Here is a 16157-nt window from a genome sequence, read left to right on the forward strand (position 1 = left end):
ATATGAATTTTTGACAGATGAAAAATCCGAACATACTAATATTATAATGTCACGTTATTTAAGTCATAAAAAAATCTTGCAGTATCCCTAGCTATTCTTTTATATTGTCCCCCAAAATCTGACTTAAAGGTCAGTTCATATATTTATAGACGTCACAGTAACAGTCATGACAGCAATCTTGCACTCATATTGAGCGCGCTATTGTGTCTATTGCTGTGCGTAACGGACACCAAGGATAGCGTTTATGTGGAAAAATATGGGTTTGACCGGCAAAATTATTGTTGCCATGGTGCTCGGTATTATACTGGGTCTATTTATAAACTACTCTGGCTTGAACACGGAAGGCAGCTTTGTTAATAATTATGTCACCAACGGTTTTCTTGCCATTGTCGGTAAGCTGTTTGTTAACTCGCTAAAAATGCTCGTCGTGCCACTGGTCTTGATTTCACTGATCTGCGGCGTATGCGGTATCGGTGATATTCGTCTATTAGGACGTATTGGTACCAAAACCTTTTTCATCTATATGGTGACGACAGCACTGGCGATTGCAACTGCTATTGGGCTTGGCGTACTGTTTGGTATCGGCAAAGGCATGAATATAGCAACAGAGGCGGCGTTTGAAGCTGAGAAAGCGCCACCACTACTTGATGTATTTTCCAATATTATTCCCTCTAACCCCATCAGTGCGATGGCAAACGGCGACATGCTATCAATTATCTTCTTTGCCGTTCTGATTGGTATTAGTATTTTGATGGTAGGAAAACCCGCTAAAGGCTTGGTTCAAAGTTTAGAGCTAATCAATGAAGTCATCTTAAAAATGGTGACTATCATTATGAATCTTGCACCATATGGTGTCTTTGCGCTATTGACCAAAGCCATGGCAGAGCTTGGCTTAGACCTGATTTGGTCATTACTTGGTTATGTTGCGGTACTGGTTGGCTCACTTGCATTCCATTTCTTTGTGACCATGATGATTGTCCTCAAGCTGTCTTCAGGCTTGTCAGTCAGAACGTTTTTGGCAAAAATGCGCGAAGTACAGATTTTTGCTTTTAGTACTTCAAGCTCGAATGCAACGATTCCAATTACCTTGCGTACGGTCACCAAGCGCATGGGTGTTAATAACTCAGTTGCTTCATTCACTATCCCTTTTGGCGCGACGATCAACATGGATGGTACAGCCATCATGCAAGGCACAGCGACCATTTTTATTGCCAATATTTATGGTATCGACTTGGGTATAACTGAGTATTTGACCGTTATTTTGATGTCAGTGCTCGCCTCTGTCGGTACGGCAGGTGTTCCGGGTGTTGGTCTAATCATGCTGTCAATGGTATTTGCCCAAGTCGGTCTACCGATTGAAGGTATTGGTCTTATTTTAGGGGTCGACCGTATCCTTGATATGTTACGTACAGCAGTCAATGTCGGCGGTGATGCTGCGGTGACCGCTATCGTCGCAAAATCAGAAGGTAAAATGGATTTAGCGATTTATAACGATCCTGATGCTGGCTCAAAAGATGTCTTTGACGGTCATATCGATGAGAACAGCGAACGCGAATTCTCTGAAGTCTTTAGTGATGGCATTATGGGCAGCGAGTATGACGATGTTAAGCGCGGCTAATCGTGATCAGTGACTGCCTATAAATAAGTCATAAAAAAACCTCAGCCGATTGGTCTGAGGTTTTTTTATGCAGCAAGTACGTTTTTAGACCAAGAGTTGCATTCTTCTTTATCAATCTACCCTCCACTAACCGAGTACATATTTAGTCACCATCACAAGACAAACCAATACAATCATGGGACGAATGAGTCTACTGCCACCTTTTACTACCATATGCGAGCCAAAATACGCCCCTATAGTTTGCCCTACCATCATCGCCAGCCCTACTGTCCACAATACATTACCGCCCAATATAAAGAAGATTAATGAGCCAATATTGGTCGATAAATTCAGTACCTTTGCCGCACCAGTTGCTTCGATAATTTTTCGACCACGTAATGCCACATTGCCAAGCGCAAAAAACATACCTGTCCCAGGCCCCATATAGCCGTCATAAAAACCAATTAAAGGGGCGGCAATTTTTTGCCAAGCACCTTCTGAGATACGAGGGGCAGCTTCCACTTCACCAAGTTTGGGAGCAAACAAAGTATAGATACCAATGGCTGCAATCAAAAATGGAATCAGCTTTTCTAACAAGTCAGGTGGCGATAACTGCACCGCGATTGAGCCAAAGATAGAGCCAATAAAAGCCGCAATAATCGCTGTTTTAATATTCTTGGGTTTAACCACACCCTTTCTAATCATGGTAATAGACGCTGCTAGTGCCCCTGATGCTGCTTGTAGCTTATTGGTACCCAGTGTCAATACAGGCGGAATATTGGCAAGTAGCATGGCAGGAATGGTCAACAAACCACCGCCACCAGCAATAGCATCGATAAAACCTGCCAACGCGGCTACAGCGGTCAACATTAAAATAACTTCAATAGAAAGGGATACGTCCATGACACTGACCTGCAAAATTTATGATATAAGAGACACAAGCCTTAAAACATTCAACCAATTCTACTTTTTAGCAGCATTTTTTTAGCAATATTTTTTGATAGTATGTTTTTAGAAACGCTCATTTAAAAATAGTTGGATGAATATCAGGCAAAAAATATGGATAGATAATGTGTATATTATTTTGATAACGGCTAATGCTATAAGAGTCAAATCCAATGCTAACCGTTACGTAAAGCGGCTTATTATAAAGATAAAACTGCGAAAAAAGCCATAACCCTAGCAAAGTCTGCTAGATTTATCGCACAAGGTACTTTAAAAAAAGCTTTTTTCGTCATGAAGCTTTCAAGTTAAAAGGTAAAACCGGTAACCTATTTCATTTGTTTATATGAATAAGAATATGAGAAACTAGGGATATACGTCTATTACACTGGTATTATAAACATCAGTGCTAACAAAGACTCGTCCCCATATGTGGTCGCGTACTTAAGGCGGAGCCATTACAGACATACAAGAATACTTGAGCTTTTGAATACTTTCGCACGTTTTATTTAGTTAATGAGGACAATATGGCAATACATAAAATCAGAGCGTTTTTTAATCTCGAGGCTTCGGGCGGTATCGTCCTAGCGCTGGCAGCTATCGCAGCAATGATTATTGCTAATACTTCTCTAAATACGTGGTACGAATCCTTTATTCACGCACCTGTCGCTATTCAAATTGGCAGCTTCTCAATCGCTAAAGATGCGCATCATTGGATTAATGATGGCTTGATGGCAGTGTTCTTCTTTTTAGTGGGACTTGAGCTTAAGCGTGAAGTGTTAATCGGCGAGCTGTCCAATGTAAAGCAAATTATCTTGCCAGCAGGGGCGGCTCTTGGCGGCATGATCATGCCAGCCATCGTCTATCTGTTTTTTAACTATAATGAACCTGAGTTTTGGCGAGGTTGGGCGATTCCTGCCGCAACCGATATCGCCTTTGCTCTTGGTATTTTGAGTTTACTTGGTAATCGCGTACCCAACTCATTAAAAGTATTCTTAGTCTCGATTGCTATTTTTGATGATATCGGCGCGATTATTATCATTGCTTTATTTTATACCAATGATTTATCGCTTGGTTCACTGGCTATCGCGGGCTTATGTCTGCCGTTTTTATATCTGCTTAATCGCCGTAACGTTACTAGCATAACTCCTTATTTGCTAATTGGCGTTATCATGTGGGTTGCCGTACTCAAATCCGGTATCCATGCAACATTAGCTGGGGTTGTATTGGCGCTATTTATTCCTTTATTTGATCGCACTGACCCTGAGCATTCCCCGCTTGAAGAGCTTGAGCACGACCTACAAAACACCGTTTCTTACGGTATCCTGCCATTGTTTGCTTTTGCCAATGCGGGCATTTCGCTTAAGGGCGCAGGGTTTGGTGAGCTGTTTCATTCTGTGCCGCTTGGTATTGCCGCCGGACTGTTCATCGGTAAACAAGTAGGCGTCATGCTGATGTGCTGGTTAATCTTTAAACTGGGCATTTCTACTATGCCAAAAGGCATGAACTTTAAGCAAATCTATGGCGCAGCATTGTTATGTGGTGTGGGCTTTACCATGAGTTTGTTTATCGGTGGGCTTGCATTTGCCGGTGAGACGCCATTATTTGATGAGCGTTTGGGTATCATTATGGGTTCAATCGTCTCTGGTATCGCAGGTTATATGATGCTCAAAGCCACTTTAAAAGATGAGGTTAATGTAACCTCTGTAGACTTAACGCGCCATTCTTAATGTACGATTGAGCTACTTTATCCCAAAGTAGTTCAATCAACTTAATAAAAAGCAGTTGCTACAGAGTTGCTCATAAATATGCATTCCATCGACATCTCTAAAAAAATCGCTAAAACAAGTGCAGCCAGTGCTCGGCAAGGTGCAGGCTGTCATCAAGCGCCTGTTTCTTATCAGCGTCATGGACGCACCACTGCCATTGATGATCATAGTGATCTGCAAGTATTAAAACGCATTAAGCACTATCTACTGCCAAAAGACTTTGTCATATCGCAAGATTTGTTAGAGGAAATAGTTGCAGGCTACGATATTGGCGATCCAATAGCAGATGATCTAGCCTCTGATGGCATTCGTTTTGCCAAGCCATTACAGCAGTTTATTCTTGATAAGAAAGCGGACTCTAACCTCAAGAATAATTCCTCATTCAACGCATTAACTGAACAATTTAGTCGCCATCCCGATTGGTTTGATCCTAAGCTTGCCCAAATCGGCGCGGTTGCCTATCGCCGTTATCCACTGATGCTGATTTGGTTGTTGCGTAATGTGGCCCTTATGGCAGGCTATAGTATACCTGCCTTATCGCTACCGCTGATTCAGACTGGCGCACTGATGCATGACGCTTTACCAAGATTGATGCGTACCTACGCCTATATCTTGGCGGTCTCTGAGCACCCTCAATTACATTTAGATTCAGAGCATAGCAAACCTAATATTGAACGAGTATTGGCTATTGGCTCTGAAGGTTGGCAGCAGTCCATTAAAGTACGTCAAATACATACCTCAGTACGACAGAACTTGCTCAAAGGTAAAGGCAATGCTGCTAAAGGCGTCATACCAGATGCCAACCAACATCACAACCCAGATGGCAGCTGGAATACCGCATATTGGGGTATTCCTATCAATCAAACCGATATGATTGCTACTCATTTGCAGTTTTCACTGTTGATTATGCGCGGATTAAGATTGCTTGGCGCCCGTATTAGCACTGAGGAAGCAGAAGGCATTTTGCATTTATGGAATCTTGCCAGTTATTGGATGGGAGTTGATTTGCAGCGACTGCCAAAAGATGAAGCCGCCTGTTGGGAATGGCTCTATACCTATTTGTCGATTCAGCAGCTTGATTTTAAAATGGGACGACCACTGGCAAAAGCCCTACACGATTTGCCACGTCAGCTGATGGGTGAGGACAATCGCCGTGGGCGTTTTGTTGAGATGGTCAATGCCAGCGTGACCCGTACCTTGGTTGGTGATGATATTGGCGATGGGCTAAACCTGCCAAAATCAAAAATACGCTTTGGCGTATTGTCATCCGTGCCGATTCTATTTGCCCTCGATACTGCCCGTCAACACAATAGTAGAGTCGCCCACAAGCTAGAAGCATTTCGTGCTAAACGCCAAGACAATATGAACTGGTGGTTAAAGAAAAATGATGAGTATTATAAATAGAATGCATTCATTTATTATCACTAACATTTATAATAACGATCCTCCTTCGCCAAAAACATGATTATTAGCGAGTATCTAACACTTCTATGATCGAGTATCTTGTATGCGGTAATACCACTCTAGCTGCCGATCAAACCCTGTTTCTAATAAACTGGCAATGACTCGTCCCGTCAGACCCCACACTGTTTCGCCATCTACTTGCCAGCTTGGTGTCAGAAGCGTTGCTGCCTGATCTTGCAATGTATATTCTATAGAATATTCGACTGTCGGCTGAGTTAATAAAGTCTCAAAATCTGCCCAAAAAATGCGTGATATCTCCCCAAGCTCTGGCACCAAAAGCAGATCTGGCGCAATCAGTGCCACAATAGGACGTACACTCATACCACTTTTAGAGGTTTGGATAGGCAATTGACCAAGCAGCTGAACTTTATTAGGCGGTAGCGCAGTTTCCTCGCAAGCCTCACGTAGGGCGGTAACGACATTGTTACCATCACCTACTTCATGTTTGCCACCAGCACAGGATACCTCGCCAGCATGACTGTTCATATGAGCAGCGCGGCGAGTCAGCAGCAGCTTAGGATGGCGCTCATGAGTGATAGCGACCAAGATAGAGGCATCGGCGATTGGGGTTTGATAAAGACTATTTAAAATACGGGCACTGCGCGAATGGTCGTGAGAGTCATAAAGTGCGGGACTAGCAATAGCTTTTAAGGTCTCGTGCTGCACCCGTTCAGCCAACTTTCTGATCGTGGGATAACGTATAAAATCTGGTACAGCGACTGTCATTTCATCAAAACGTACGGACTGTGAGGGATTTAGCATTATAATTGCCCTGTTTTTTTATCAGTATTAGCCATCAAAGCGTTGAATCGTTGCAGCAAGCAGATTGCGACAACCGTCAGACAGACATGGTCTTTTATCATTGTACGACTACAATTGGTCCTCATGGATCAAGGGTGTCGTTCATATATTATTTAGGAAATGCTCGTGGATAAGATTTTTTCATTACATAAAATGCAGGGCAAAACTGATGATTGCCCGCAAAGATTGCCATTAGTCATCATTGCTATTGCTTGGGCTGGCGGAACATTTGCCACTGCTGTATTGGCATTACTGGGAAATTGGCAAAATATCGCGATGATTTTGGGCTCATTTGGCGCCAGCTGCCTGCTTATTTTTGCTTATCCAGAAAGCCCTTTTGCTCAACCAAGAAACATTGTCGGTGGTCATCTTATTACTACCTTTACTGGCTTAGCTTTTATGTCTTTATTTGGAGTTGAGTGGTGGAGCTTGTCCCTTGCCGTTGGTACGGCAATTGCTCTCATGTTACTGCTGCGCGTACCGCATCCACCTGCAGGATCCAATCCATTGATTGTGATGCTCGGCGGCGTAAAGTGGCATTTTTTGCTCACTCCGACGCTAGTAGGTGCCCTTGCCTTAGTAGTGGTAGCGCTCATTTACAATAACATTGGTCGTGGCAGACACTACCCGCGCTATTGGTAACATAGTCAATTTAAAATAGAGTCACTTATAGCCTAGCGCAATCTGATAATAACTGCATACCTTTTGTGTGACTGATAGGCTTGGTCCATTCTGTTAGCACACAAGGAATTCCAACGGTGATTCAACTCACAAAATACGCTGTTATTATCATTGCCAGTATGAGGAAGATTTGTGTTATCTTAATATAAACGGCGATTGTCAGATAATAATCTGATATTCGATAGCCCTAGTATCTGATACAACAACCTGATACAACAACAATTATAAATCTTAAAATTATACGTCTTAAAGTAACCTTATCTCTCTCATTTCATTATATAAGGCAGTCGATATGCGCTATTGTCTACAATGCGGTTGTGAAGCAGAACGCAAAATACCAGCTACGGATAATATACCGCGTTTGGTATGCCCAAACTGTCATTATATTCATTATGAAAACCCAAAGATAATTTGTGGTTCACTGGTCGTCCATAAACATCGGGTGCTGCTCTGTCGACGCGCAATCGAGCCGCAGTATGGCTTGTGGACGTTACCTGCAGGCTTTATGGAAAACGGCGAAACCATGGCCGAAGGTGCAGCGCGTGAGAGCTTTGAAGAGGCTGACGCGGTCGTGATCAATCCACATTTATATTGCTTGTATGACATTCCAGATATTGGTCAAATCTATAGCATCTATATCACCGAACTAAAAGACGGTGCTTATGGTATCGGCTCTGAAAGTCTTGATTGTGCGTTATTCACAGAAGAAGACATTCCTTGGGATAAGCTTGCGTTTGAAGCGGTACGCCGTACCCTAAAAAGCTATTTTGCAGACCGTCAACATTACGACAGTTATGATCAATTCCCAATTCATCAAGAGATCATTGGCAAAGACCAAGCCATTAAGCGCTATTAATAACGAAGCTGGCTAAAGAGCTGACTTACAAAAGCAAGTAGTAAAGACCGTTGATAAGAATTAAGCTCAAATCTTATCAACGGTTTTTTATTGCCTAATGTTAACCGCTTAAGCTAAGTCGCGAGGATACCATGCTGACACTACAACACTCTTTTGCCCTATTACCGCTAACTTTAGCCCTAGGGCTGACGAGTGTAAGCGGTCATGCTGAAAGCACTTCTTTAACCGCCAAAGAATCAGACCCGCAAAAGCTCGGCTGGATGCAAGGTTTCCCGCCTCCAAAAGACAAGCTAATCACTCAACCACAGTCTGACTTTTTTAGCTTTCCCAAACTGCGTTGGACAGTCTGTCATATTCGAGAGCTAATGCCCACTACCGAAGTCAGTCGCGGTATCGGTGCACCATCCAAACTTGACTATGCACTCGATAAAAATATTGATGCCATTACCTTTACCCCAACCAATAGCAAACGTCCTATGACATGGCGGCAGTCACTTGATGCCAACTATACAGACGGCATTATGATCATGCATCATGGCAAGGTCGTCTATGAGCGTCAAAATGGTTGCCTCAATGAGCTGGGTAATCACGCCGCAATGTCTATGACCAAGTCAATGACAGGACTACTAGCAGAAATCCTCGTCACCGAAGGTAAGCTTGATGATAAGGCATTGGTTGCCTCTATTATTCCTGAGCTGGCAAAAAGTGGCTTTGGCGATGCCACCGTACGTCAAGTGATGGATATGACCACGGCACTCGATTATAGTGAAGACTATGCCGATCCTGGCGCAGACATCTGGAAGTATTCAGAAGCGGCAAGCCCGTTACCAAAACCCAAAGGCTATAGCGGACCCAATGGCTATTTCGAATATCTGCAAACGGTACCTAAAAAGGGCGAGCACGGTGTAGAGTTTAACTATCGAACCATCAATAGTGATGCACTCGGCTGGATTATTTCACGCACCACTGGCAAGGCAATCGATGACCTGCTCTCTGAACGTATCTGGCAAAAAATCGGTGCCGAACAAAGCGCGTATATGACGGTCGATGCTAAGGGTACGCCGTTTGCTGGCGGCGGCATCAGTGCAGGTTTGCATGATATGGCACGTATTGGCAGCTTGATGCTCAATAAAGGCGAGATGAATGGTGAGCGCTTATTCCCAACAGCGGTAGTCGATAATATCGAAGCTGGCGGTGATAAAGGCGCATTTGCAAAAGCGGGCTATAAACAGCTCAATAATGGCAGCTATAAAAGTATGTGGTGGCTGTTTAATAATCCCACGCCTATTTATGCAGCACGTGGCGTCCACGGTCAAACGGTCTATGTTGATCCAGCAGCCGATATGGTCATCGTTCGCTTTTCCTCATACCCTGAAGCCAGTAATGGTAAAATCGACCCAACTTCGCTACCTGCCTATAAAGCAGTCGCTAATTACTTAATTAAAAAGTAAGCCTTTAAGAAATAGCGCTTTAAAATACTCAACCAAAACAAAACCGCCGCTTTCAATATAAATACTGGAAGCGGCGGTTTTTTATATAGATACTGATTTTTTACAAGTTAAAAGCTAGCTTTTAATTTTACAGACTTTAAAGCCAAGCTCTTGTACTGCTGCTTCTTTATCATAAGGCGCTAATACCGCGCGGACATGCTTTTGCCCTTGCAGGTATTGCTTAGCAACACGTTGCAAGTCAGCTACTGTTACAGCCAAAATTGCTGCACGCATTTTACGTTGCCAGTCAACACCGCGATGATGCAAATCAGCGAAGCAGGCTTTAATTGCCTCACCTGCTGGAGAGCCTGGCTTATCCATACCTGAGATAATACCTAAGATAGCTTCTTCTAACTGCTCGTCCGTTTGCGGCTCATTCAATAGCCACTCGATACTGGCGTCAAAATGGGCAAAAGTTTCAGCACACTGCGGATCACGGTAGCTAAAGAACTTAAAGGCACAGGCATTGGCATCGTAGCCCGCACCACCGCCATAAGCACCGCCGCGCTCACGAATGGCGCTATGCAGATAGCCATTGCGCAGGTAAGGCGCTAATACCATCAGGGCTACCGTATCAGGATGATCAGCCGTAGGAACGGTATAAGCACTGGCATTATGATAGACATTGGTTGGAACCAGCCATGCCAAATCGTCAACGGCTACTTCTTCTGTTGCAGCTGTGTTTTCACCACTTAATGCAGCATTTAGCGATAATTCCGTAAACTCACTTGGAATATTTGCTTCGATACTCGCATCAGAATTTTTTAACTGCGCTGCAATCTTCGGCGCTTGACTGTCTTTCCAACTCTCAACGATTAAGTTACTCAAGCGTTCAGTTTGTTCGGCTTCGCAAATAATAACCGCGTGCTTAGGCAAACTAATCAAACGCTGATGTAAGTCCATCAAACTCGTCGCAAGCTTATCCCACTGTGCATCATCGCTACTGGCATGGGTTAAGAAGTCTTTTAGCGCATTCAATGCTGGCAGACCACTGCGTACATATTCTAATTGCGCTTGTCGACTCATGCCGCGACTGGCGGTTTGCATGGCATAAGAATGGCCTGAACCAGCAAGGTTTGATTGCCAACCTGCTTGACGCTGCTGCAAGATTTCTTTGATACGATCATGCTCACTAAAGATACTGTGTTCCATGACTTCTTTGAGTAAATCAATCGCTTCAGGTTTACGATTCAGCGCGCGCGTTGCCACGACGAAATAGCTGCTAATCGCTTGGCTGTCATCGACATTGGTACGCTGACTAACACGCGCCGTCACCCCTGATGAATGCGCCGCTTGTTTGGCCTGCATTTCATGGGCACTAAGAGAATCTGTACCTAGCTCTGATAACAAGCTTAAATAAATAGGCAATAACGGATGATTAATTACTTCATTAACGGGTAGCTCTTCATTCTTATTCTTACCAACCTCATCGGTCAACGGTACGATGATTTGATAATAATACAAGCCGTTAGTGCCCGCTTCATATTCGAATAAGGTGCTCTCTTTGCCGCTTAAATTTACTTGTTTTTGCGTGCCTTGTTTAAAGCTGATATCGGTCGGTACGTCTTCTAGACCTACTTTTGGTAATAAGCTTAAATCATCAGGCGCTGCTTGGCGCACTGCCAAATCAAGCGCTTGTTGTTTTAAGATAGCTTTATCATCAGTGGTCAAATCCATCTCGATGGTATCAAGACGAGTCTGCTCAGCTGCTGCCAAACGGGCTGTTTTTTCACTATCAGGCGTCATTGTGACGCGCACACGATGCTGATTATCAAGCAAATGAGTCTTGATTAAATTCGGTAACCATTGCGCGTCTTTTACTTGCTCGCGTAGCCATTGCAAATGCTCATCAACTTCCCAGACATCGATAGGATTACCATCGTGAATGGCAGTACTAAAGCCTTCTAGCATGAGATTTAGACCATAGGGCATACTATCGCCGCCGATATGACGCTGATCTATCTCAATCTGATGCAAGATAGTTTCAATGGTTTCATCATCAATCGGTTTGCTGGCGACCTTTTCAAGCAAATCAATAATACCCTGCTCTACCGCTTCGGCGTGTTCAGGGTTAGAGCCGCGTAAACCAGTATAAAAGACCATCTCATAATGACTGTCATCCAATCCCAATAACGGACTTGGTGCTTTGCCTAGTGGGTGGCTGTCCAAATACGCACGCAACGGCGAGCCAGCATGCTCAATCAATACACCTTCTAAGAGACGCAGTGCCAAACGCTGCTTCGGATCAGTAATCGATGGTAATAACCATGCAAGTACGTGATGCGTTTGATCGGGACCCGCTTCATCAGCCGTATAAGTATCGACCGCGCTAATCGGCGCAGACAAACGCTGCTCTGGACGCGAAACATGTTTTTTGCCCGCTTCAAACTGAATCAAAGCATCGTCATGGATTTTTGCTTGCGTTTCAGCGACTGGAATATTACCAAAGCTCATAATCACACTGTTTGACGGATGATAATGGCTCTGATGGAATTCAACCAGCTCATTATGAGTCAAGTCTGGGATATCAGCAGGATCACCGCCCGAATTATAATGGTACGTCGTCGTTGGGAACAGATGATGGGCGACCGTATGATACAGCTGGTCAATCTCGCCACTCATTGCGCCTTTCATCTCATTAAAGACAATACCTTTAAACTGTGGCTTGTCATTTTCGTCTAACTCAACACGGATACCTTCTTGGGCAAAATCAAGCGGATGAATATTTGGGAAAAATGACGCGTCAAGATAAACGGCAAGCAAATTAAAGTAGTCGTTTTTATTTTGCGTGGCATACGGATATGCTGTCCAATCAGCCGCCGTCATCGCATTCATAAAGGTATTTAACGAACGCTTAATCATCGAAAAGAACGGGTCACGAACGGGGAACTTCTTCGAGCCGCAGAGTGCCACGTGCTCTAAAATATGCGCTTCGCCTTTTGAATCCATAGGCTGGGTACGAAAGCCCACCAAAAAGGCATTTTCATCACTCGGATGCGCCAAGTGATAATGCATCGCTCCGGTTTTGATATGCTGACTGATCAGCACATCCATCGATAATGCATCGATATGGCGGTGCTCAATCAGCTCAAAGGCAGGATGCAGGGTTAAATCAGCAGTAAATAGCGTGTCAGTCATGGTTATCCTTATGCATTAATTACTTCAGTATCATCTTAGCCAATAACCAAGGTATGAAATCGATATCAGCAATTAAAATAGTAAAATTTATATTTATAAAAAGATCGCTTTGAATAAACAATTAAAGTTATCAAAGCCTCATAGTTCATCTTCGAATTGAATGGCATTTATCAGCTAAAAAGAATTTGCCTAACGACAGTAGATGGGGCTAATACGCTAGTAAGTCAAGACAGTGGGTGGAGAAAAACACTAAGTCATCAAGAATAATGGATAAAGATAGCGCCCGATTTAACAAAGCCTACTTAACAGCAGTCATTAGTAGTGCTATAGTTAAAATCATCTGCCACAAGGAAGGAGCCGCTCATGAGTTACCAACATATTTTATTGGTCACCGATTTACTATCCGATGCTGACTTGGTTGCTCAAAAAGCCAAGCGTATCGTTGATAATCGTCCTGACTCCAAATTATCGGTATTACATATCGTAAAAGATACCATGGTTGGCTTTGGCTACGAGCTGGTGCCTGCCTCAAGCTTATATGATGAGATTGATGATGAGCGTTGCCAAGAAGCGCGTGCAAAACTGGCGCAGTTTTTGGATCGTAATGACTTACATGTGGTCAACTCTGAAGTGACAACTGCCATCTCAAATAGTGAAGGCATCGTCAACTATTGCCATAAGAATGACGTTGATTTATTGGTTATTGGTCGTCATGAACGTCATGGGATAGCAGCTTGGCTTAGTGGCGCAACGGCAGATAATATCTTGCCAAATGTACCTTGTGACAGCTTAGTTGTGAGACTTGATAAGCCGGTCAATAAATAAGTATAAGCATAGAATTAATACAGTCGATACTAAATAAGGTGAATGCACTTTATTATAGGGCGAAACTGGTACAAATTTTTCTTGCGTGCTGTGGCTGCGCCGACAGAGGCTACAAAAATTTATTCCAGTTTCGCCATATTTTTTAATACGGAATTGACTATAGCTACCTTTAAACACGATCCTCTTGAATAATATCAATAAAGCTTTGCCAAATCGGGCTTTGATGGCGCGCTTTATGCCATAACAGCCACCATGTACGTGACAAATCAATTCCTGCAACCTGTACTTGTACCAACTTCCCTGTTGCAAGCTCTGCTTCAATGACGTGCTGTGACAGGCACCCAAGTCCAATATCAGCGCTGACCATATGCTTAATCGCCTCCGACTGCTGTATTGCCATAATCACCTCAGCATTGGGCAAATGCTGCAATAATTGCTCATCGATGATCTGCCGCGTACCAGACCCCGCTTCTCGTACCAATAGTGGTAGCGTTGATAATTGCTCAATGCTCAACTCATAACAATGATTGGCATCGTTATAGCTAGCCACATTCTTAAGCCATTTGCTGTTGTGCTTAGCAAAAATCATCAATGTATCAGTGCGCCACACGCGCTGCTCAATCACCTTCATATCTACTGGGCGCGGCATACCTTCGACCAAAGCAATATCAATATTCAGCTGCTCAATCTCTGCTACCACTTCTTGGGTATTGGCAATATACATATCTACTTGCGCATCTGGTAGCACCTTATAAAGCTCCGCTAATAGCGGCGGCAGTACATAATTGCCAATGGTGGTACTCGCACCAATGTGAATCTGCCCTACTTGCGATTTATGATAATTCTCAAGCGTCAACGACTGCCCCAAGATTGATTGCGCCTGTATATAAATAGGATGGGCATTGGGATGCTGATTAAGCCGGCGCCCGACGCGCTCAAACAATGGCATCTGTAACCTTGACTCAAGCTCAGTCAGCGCACTACTGACCGCTGATTGTGACAAATGCAGTGCTTCACTAGCACGGCTGGTGCTACCTGTCTGATAGATACTGACAAAGACCGCTAACTGCTTGAGGGTAATCTTCGGTACTGTCTGTACGGCTTTTTTCATGAGAACATCTACCCCTTACCTTTTTTAATAGTCTTTTCATTCTCAAGTTAAAAAATGACTGAAATCAATTTATTGACCTATATATTACTGACCCATAAAATCGATAATTTCTATCTTATTAATCTGTTTTTATTATATATAGCACTGCATTATAATGCATATTCATAAGCTTATGCTATTTTCGATTAACGAGAATAACAGCCTTATAAAGATTAGTAGGAATACCTAGAATTCTATCAATAGGACCGTCCGTCATGAACGCTTTAATGCAGTCAGTAAATAGATATGTTCCACACAGACGCCATTTTGCAGGGCTTATCGCTGTGTTAATTGGGAGCTTATTTTGTTTGTGGCTGAATAGCAGTTTGAACATCTGGACGAACGGGCGTATCGTGGGACTGTCATCGCTCACGTTAGCGATTTTAATCGGCATGATACTTGGCAATACGGTCTATACCAATTTTTCTGAGCGTTTGAACGAAGGGGTTTGTTTTGCTAAAGGGCACATTTTAAGACTCGCTATTATGTTCTATGGTTTTAAATTAACCCTCACTCAAGTAGCGAGTGTCGGTCTACCGGCGGTGATGAGCGATGCGCTAGTACTAACGTCGACCTTCCTCCTAACCTATTGGATAGGTATCAAATTATTAAAAATTGATAAACAAACCACGCTATTGATAGGCTCAGGTGCCAGTATCTGCGGTGCCGCAGCTGTTATCGCTGCCGACCCAATCGTCAAAGCAGAAGCGCATAAAGTTACTATTGCGGTCGCTACAGTGGTCGTCTTTGGCACAATTTCTATGCTGCTCTACCCCTTTCTCTATCATCTTGGTTGGTTGCAACCTTGGCTGAGTGCCAAACAGTATGGGATCTATACTGGCGCAACCATCCATGAAGTGGCGCAAGTCGTCGTCGCTGGTAACGCAGTCAGTCCTGAAGTGGGTGATACAGCTGTTGTCACCAAGATGATTCGCGTCATGATGCTCGCCCCTTTCTTACTGGTATTGTCTTTTGCTCTGACCAAAAGCTGTAGCGAAAATGGTGAAAGTGCTTCATTTATGAGCCGTATTAAAGAAGTCAAAGTCCCTTGGTTTGCCTTTATATTTATTGCCATCGTCTTATTGCACACTTGGGTGCCGATGACCGCAAGCTTTGAGCGTAGTATGGTCATGCTAGATGATGTGCTGCTCACCATGGCGATGTTTGCGCTGGGCTTAACGACTCATCTGAGCGCTATTAAACAAGCTGGCGTGAAGCCACTGATCTTGGGTGCTATTATGTTTGCTTGGCTGATCGTTGGAGGTGGTCTAATTAATATTGGTATTAGCTTGATTGGCTAAAGTAAACTACCAAACATCCTTGCCGCTCGTTATCATTCTTGCTGTGAGTTATATAGATCAAAAATGCCGACGACCAGCATAGTCATCGGCATTTTTGGTTTATCGGCTGATTTAAAAGCCACTCAACATAAAGCGCACGTTAT

The 16157-nt window shown here is 43.5% G+C and carries 12 protein-coding genes; 8 read left to right on the forward strand and 4 right to left on the reverse strand.

Annotated features, from left to right (window positions below):
- The first annotated feature begins 244 nt into the window (after nt 1-244).
- Nucleotides 245-1618 carry a dicarboxylate/amino acid:cation symporter gene (locus VLA57_RS04130; protein ID WP_011514436.1) on the forward strand — a complete coding sequence of 458 codons (1374 nt, stop codon included), beginning with the start codon at nt 245-247 and terminating at the stop codon, nt 1616-1618.
- 126 nt (nt 1619-1744) lie between these two features.
- Here VLA57_RS04130 and VLA57_RS04135 read toward each other — a convergent pair whose 3' ends face one another.
- Nucleotides 1745-2500 (reverse strand): TSUP family transporter, encoded by a 756-nt coding sequence (locus VLA57_RS04135; RefSeq protein ID WP_011514437.1) that lies wholly within the window; start codon nt 2498-2500, stop codon nt 1745-1747.
- A 566-nt stretch (nt 2501-3066) separates the two neighbouring features.
- Between VLA57_RS04135 and nhaA the strand changes: the two genes are divergently transcribed.
- Entirely contained in the window at nt 3067-4269 is a 1203-nt protein-coding gene (gene nhaA / locus VLA57_RS04140) for a Na+/H+ antiporter NhaA (protein ID WP_011514438.1), read from the forward strand.
- 78 nt (nt 4270-4347) lie between these two features.
- Entirely contained in the window at nt 4348-5712 is a 1365-nt protein-coding gene (locus tag VLA57_RS04145; RefSeq protein WP_333954426.1) for an oxygenase MpaB family protein, read from the forward strand.
- Between the two features lie 84 nt (nt 5713-5796).
- Here the strand turns inward: VLA57_RS04145 and VLA57_RS04150 are convergent, their stop codons facing one another.
- On the reverse strand, nt 5797-6534 hold the full coding sequence (locus VLA57_RS04150; RefSeq protein ID WP_020444274.1) for an NUDIX hydrolase: 738 nt from the start codon (nt 6532-6534) through the stop codon (nt 5797-5799).
- Between the two features lie 159 nt (nt 6535-6693).
- Here VLA57_RS04150 and VLA57_RS04155 point away from each other — a divergent pair, with 159 nt between their 5' ends.
- The 3 genes from VLA57_RS04155 to VLA57_RS04165 all read left to right on the forward strand — a co-directional run bounded on the left by VLA57_RS04155 (nt 6694) and on the right by VLA57_RS04165 (nt 9561).
- Entirely contained in the window at nt 6694-7215 is a 522-nt protein-coding gene (locus VLA57_RS04155; protein WP_133104776.1) for an HPP family protein, read from the forward strand.
- Between the two features lie 331 nt (nt 7216-7546).
- Entirely contained in the window at nt 7547-8110 is a 564-nt protein-coding gene (locus tag VLA57_RS04160; protein WP_011514442.1) for an NUDIX hydrolase, read from the forward strand.
- Between the two features lie 131 nt (nt 8111-8241).
- The gene (locus VLA57_RS04165) at nt 8242-9561 is read left to right on the forward strand and encodes a serine hydrolase domain-containing protein (RefSeq protein WP_133104777.1); all 1320 of its coding nucleotides are present in this window, start codon (nt 8242-8244) and stop codon (nt 9559-9561) included.
- A gap of 114 nt (nt 9562-9675) precedes the next feature.
- Here the strand turns inward: VLA57_RS04165 and VLA57_RS04170 are convergent, their stop codons facing one another.
- Entirely contained in the window at nt 9676-12738 is a 3063-nt protein-coding gene (locus VLA57_RS04170) for an insulinase family protein (protein WP_333954427.1), read from the reverse strand.
- Nucleotides 12739-13101: 363 nt separating this feature from the next.
- Here VLA57_RS04170 and VLA57_RS04175 point away from each other — a divergent pair, with 363 nt between their 5' ends.
- The gene (locus VLA57_RS04175; RefSeq protein WP_011514445.1) at nt 13102-13563 is read left to right on the forward strand and encodes a universal stress protein; all 462 of its coding nucleotides are present in this window, start codon (nt 13102-13104) and stop codon (nt 13561-13563) included.
- 169 nt (nt 13564-13732) lie between these two features.
- Here the strand turns inward: VLA57_RS04175 and VLA57_RS04180 are convergent, their stop codons facing one another.
- Nucleotides 13733-14674 (reverse strand): LysR substrate-binding domain-containing protein, encoded by a 942-nt coding sequence (locus VLA57_RS04180; protein ID WP_333954428.1) that lies wholly within the window; start codon nt 14672-14674, stop codon nt 13733-13735.
- A 254-nt stretch (nt 14675-14928) separates the two neighbouring features.
- On the opposite strand from VLA57_RS04180, the gene VLA57_RS04185 reads away from it, so the two are divergent.
- Nucleotides 14929-16014: a YeiH family protein gene (locus tag VLA57_RS04185; RefSeq protein WP_333954429.1), complete on the forward strand. Its 1086-nt coding sequence runs from the start codon at nt 14929-14931 to the stop codon at nt 16012-16014.
- The last annotated feature ends 143 nt before the right edge of the window (nt 16015-16157 follow it).

Origin of the sequence: Psychrobacter sp. S4(2024) (assembly GCF_036861305.1) — a bacterium.
GTDB lineage: Bacteria > Pseudomonadota > Gammaproteobacteria > Pseudomonadales > Moraxellaceae > Psychrobacter > Psychrobacter cryohalolentis.

Excerpts from the sequence above, each read along its gene's own strand:
- VLA57_RS04130 (WP_011514436.1), top strand. The coding sequence starts at position 245 with ATGTGGAAAAATATGGGTTTGACCGGCAAAATTATTGTTGCCATGGTG.
- VLA57_RS04135 (WP_011514437.1), bottom strand. The coding sequence starts at position 2,500 with ATGGACGTATCCCTTTCTATTGAAGTTATTTTAATGTTGACCGCTGTA.
- nhaA (WP_011514438.1), top strand. The coding sequence starts at position 3,067 with ATGGCAATACATAAAATCAGAGCGTTTTTTAATCTCGAGGCTTCGGGC.
- VLA57_RS04145 (WP_333954426.1), top strand. The coding sequence starts at position 4,348 with ATGCATTCCATCGACATCTCTAAAAAAATCGCTAAAACAAGTGCAGCC.
- VLA57_RS04150 (WP_020444274.1), bottom strand. The coding sequence starts at position 6,534 with ATGCTAAATCCCTCACAGTCCGTACGTTTTGATGAAATGACAGTCGCT.
- VLA57_RS04155 (WP_133104776.1), top strand. The coding sequence starts at position 6,694 with ATGCTCGTGGATAAGATTTTTTCATTACATAAAATGCAGGGCAAAACT.
- VLA57_RS04160 (WP_011514442.1), top strand. The coding sequence starts at position 7,547 with ATGCGCTATTGTCTACAATGCGGTTGTGAAGCAGAACGCAAAATACCA.
- VLA57_RS04165 (WP_133104777.1), top strand. The coding sequence starts at position 8,242 with ATGCTGACACTACAACACTCTTTTGCCCTATTACCGCTAACTTTAGCC.
- VLA57_RS04170 (WP_333954427.1), bottom strand. The coding sequence starts at position 12,738 with ATGACTGACACGCTATTTACTGCTGATTTAACCCTGCATCCTGCCTTT.
- VLA57_RS04175 (WP_011514445.1), top strand. The coding sequence starts at position 13,102 with ATGAGTTACCAACATATTTTATTGGTCACCGATTTACTATCCGATGCT.
- VLA57_RS04180 (WP_333954428.1), bottom strand. The coding sequence starts at position 14,674 with ATGAAAAAAGCCGTACAGACAGTACCGAAGATTACCCTCAAGCAGTTA.
- VLA57_RS04185 (WP_333954429.1), top strand. The coding sequence starts at position 14,929 with ATGAACGCTTTAATGCAGTCAGTAAATAGATATGTTCCACACAGACGC.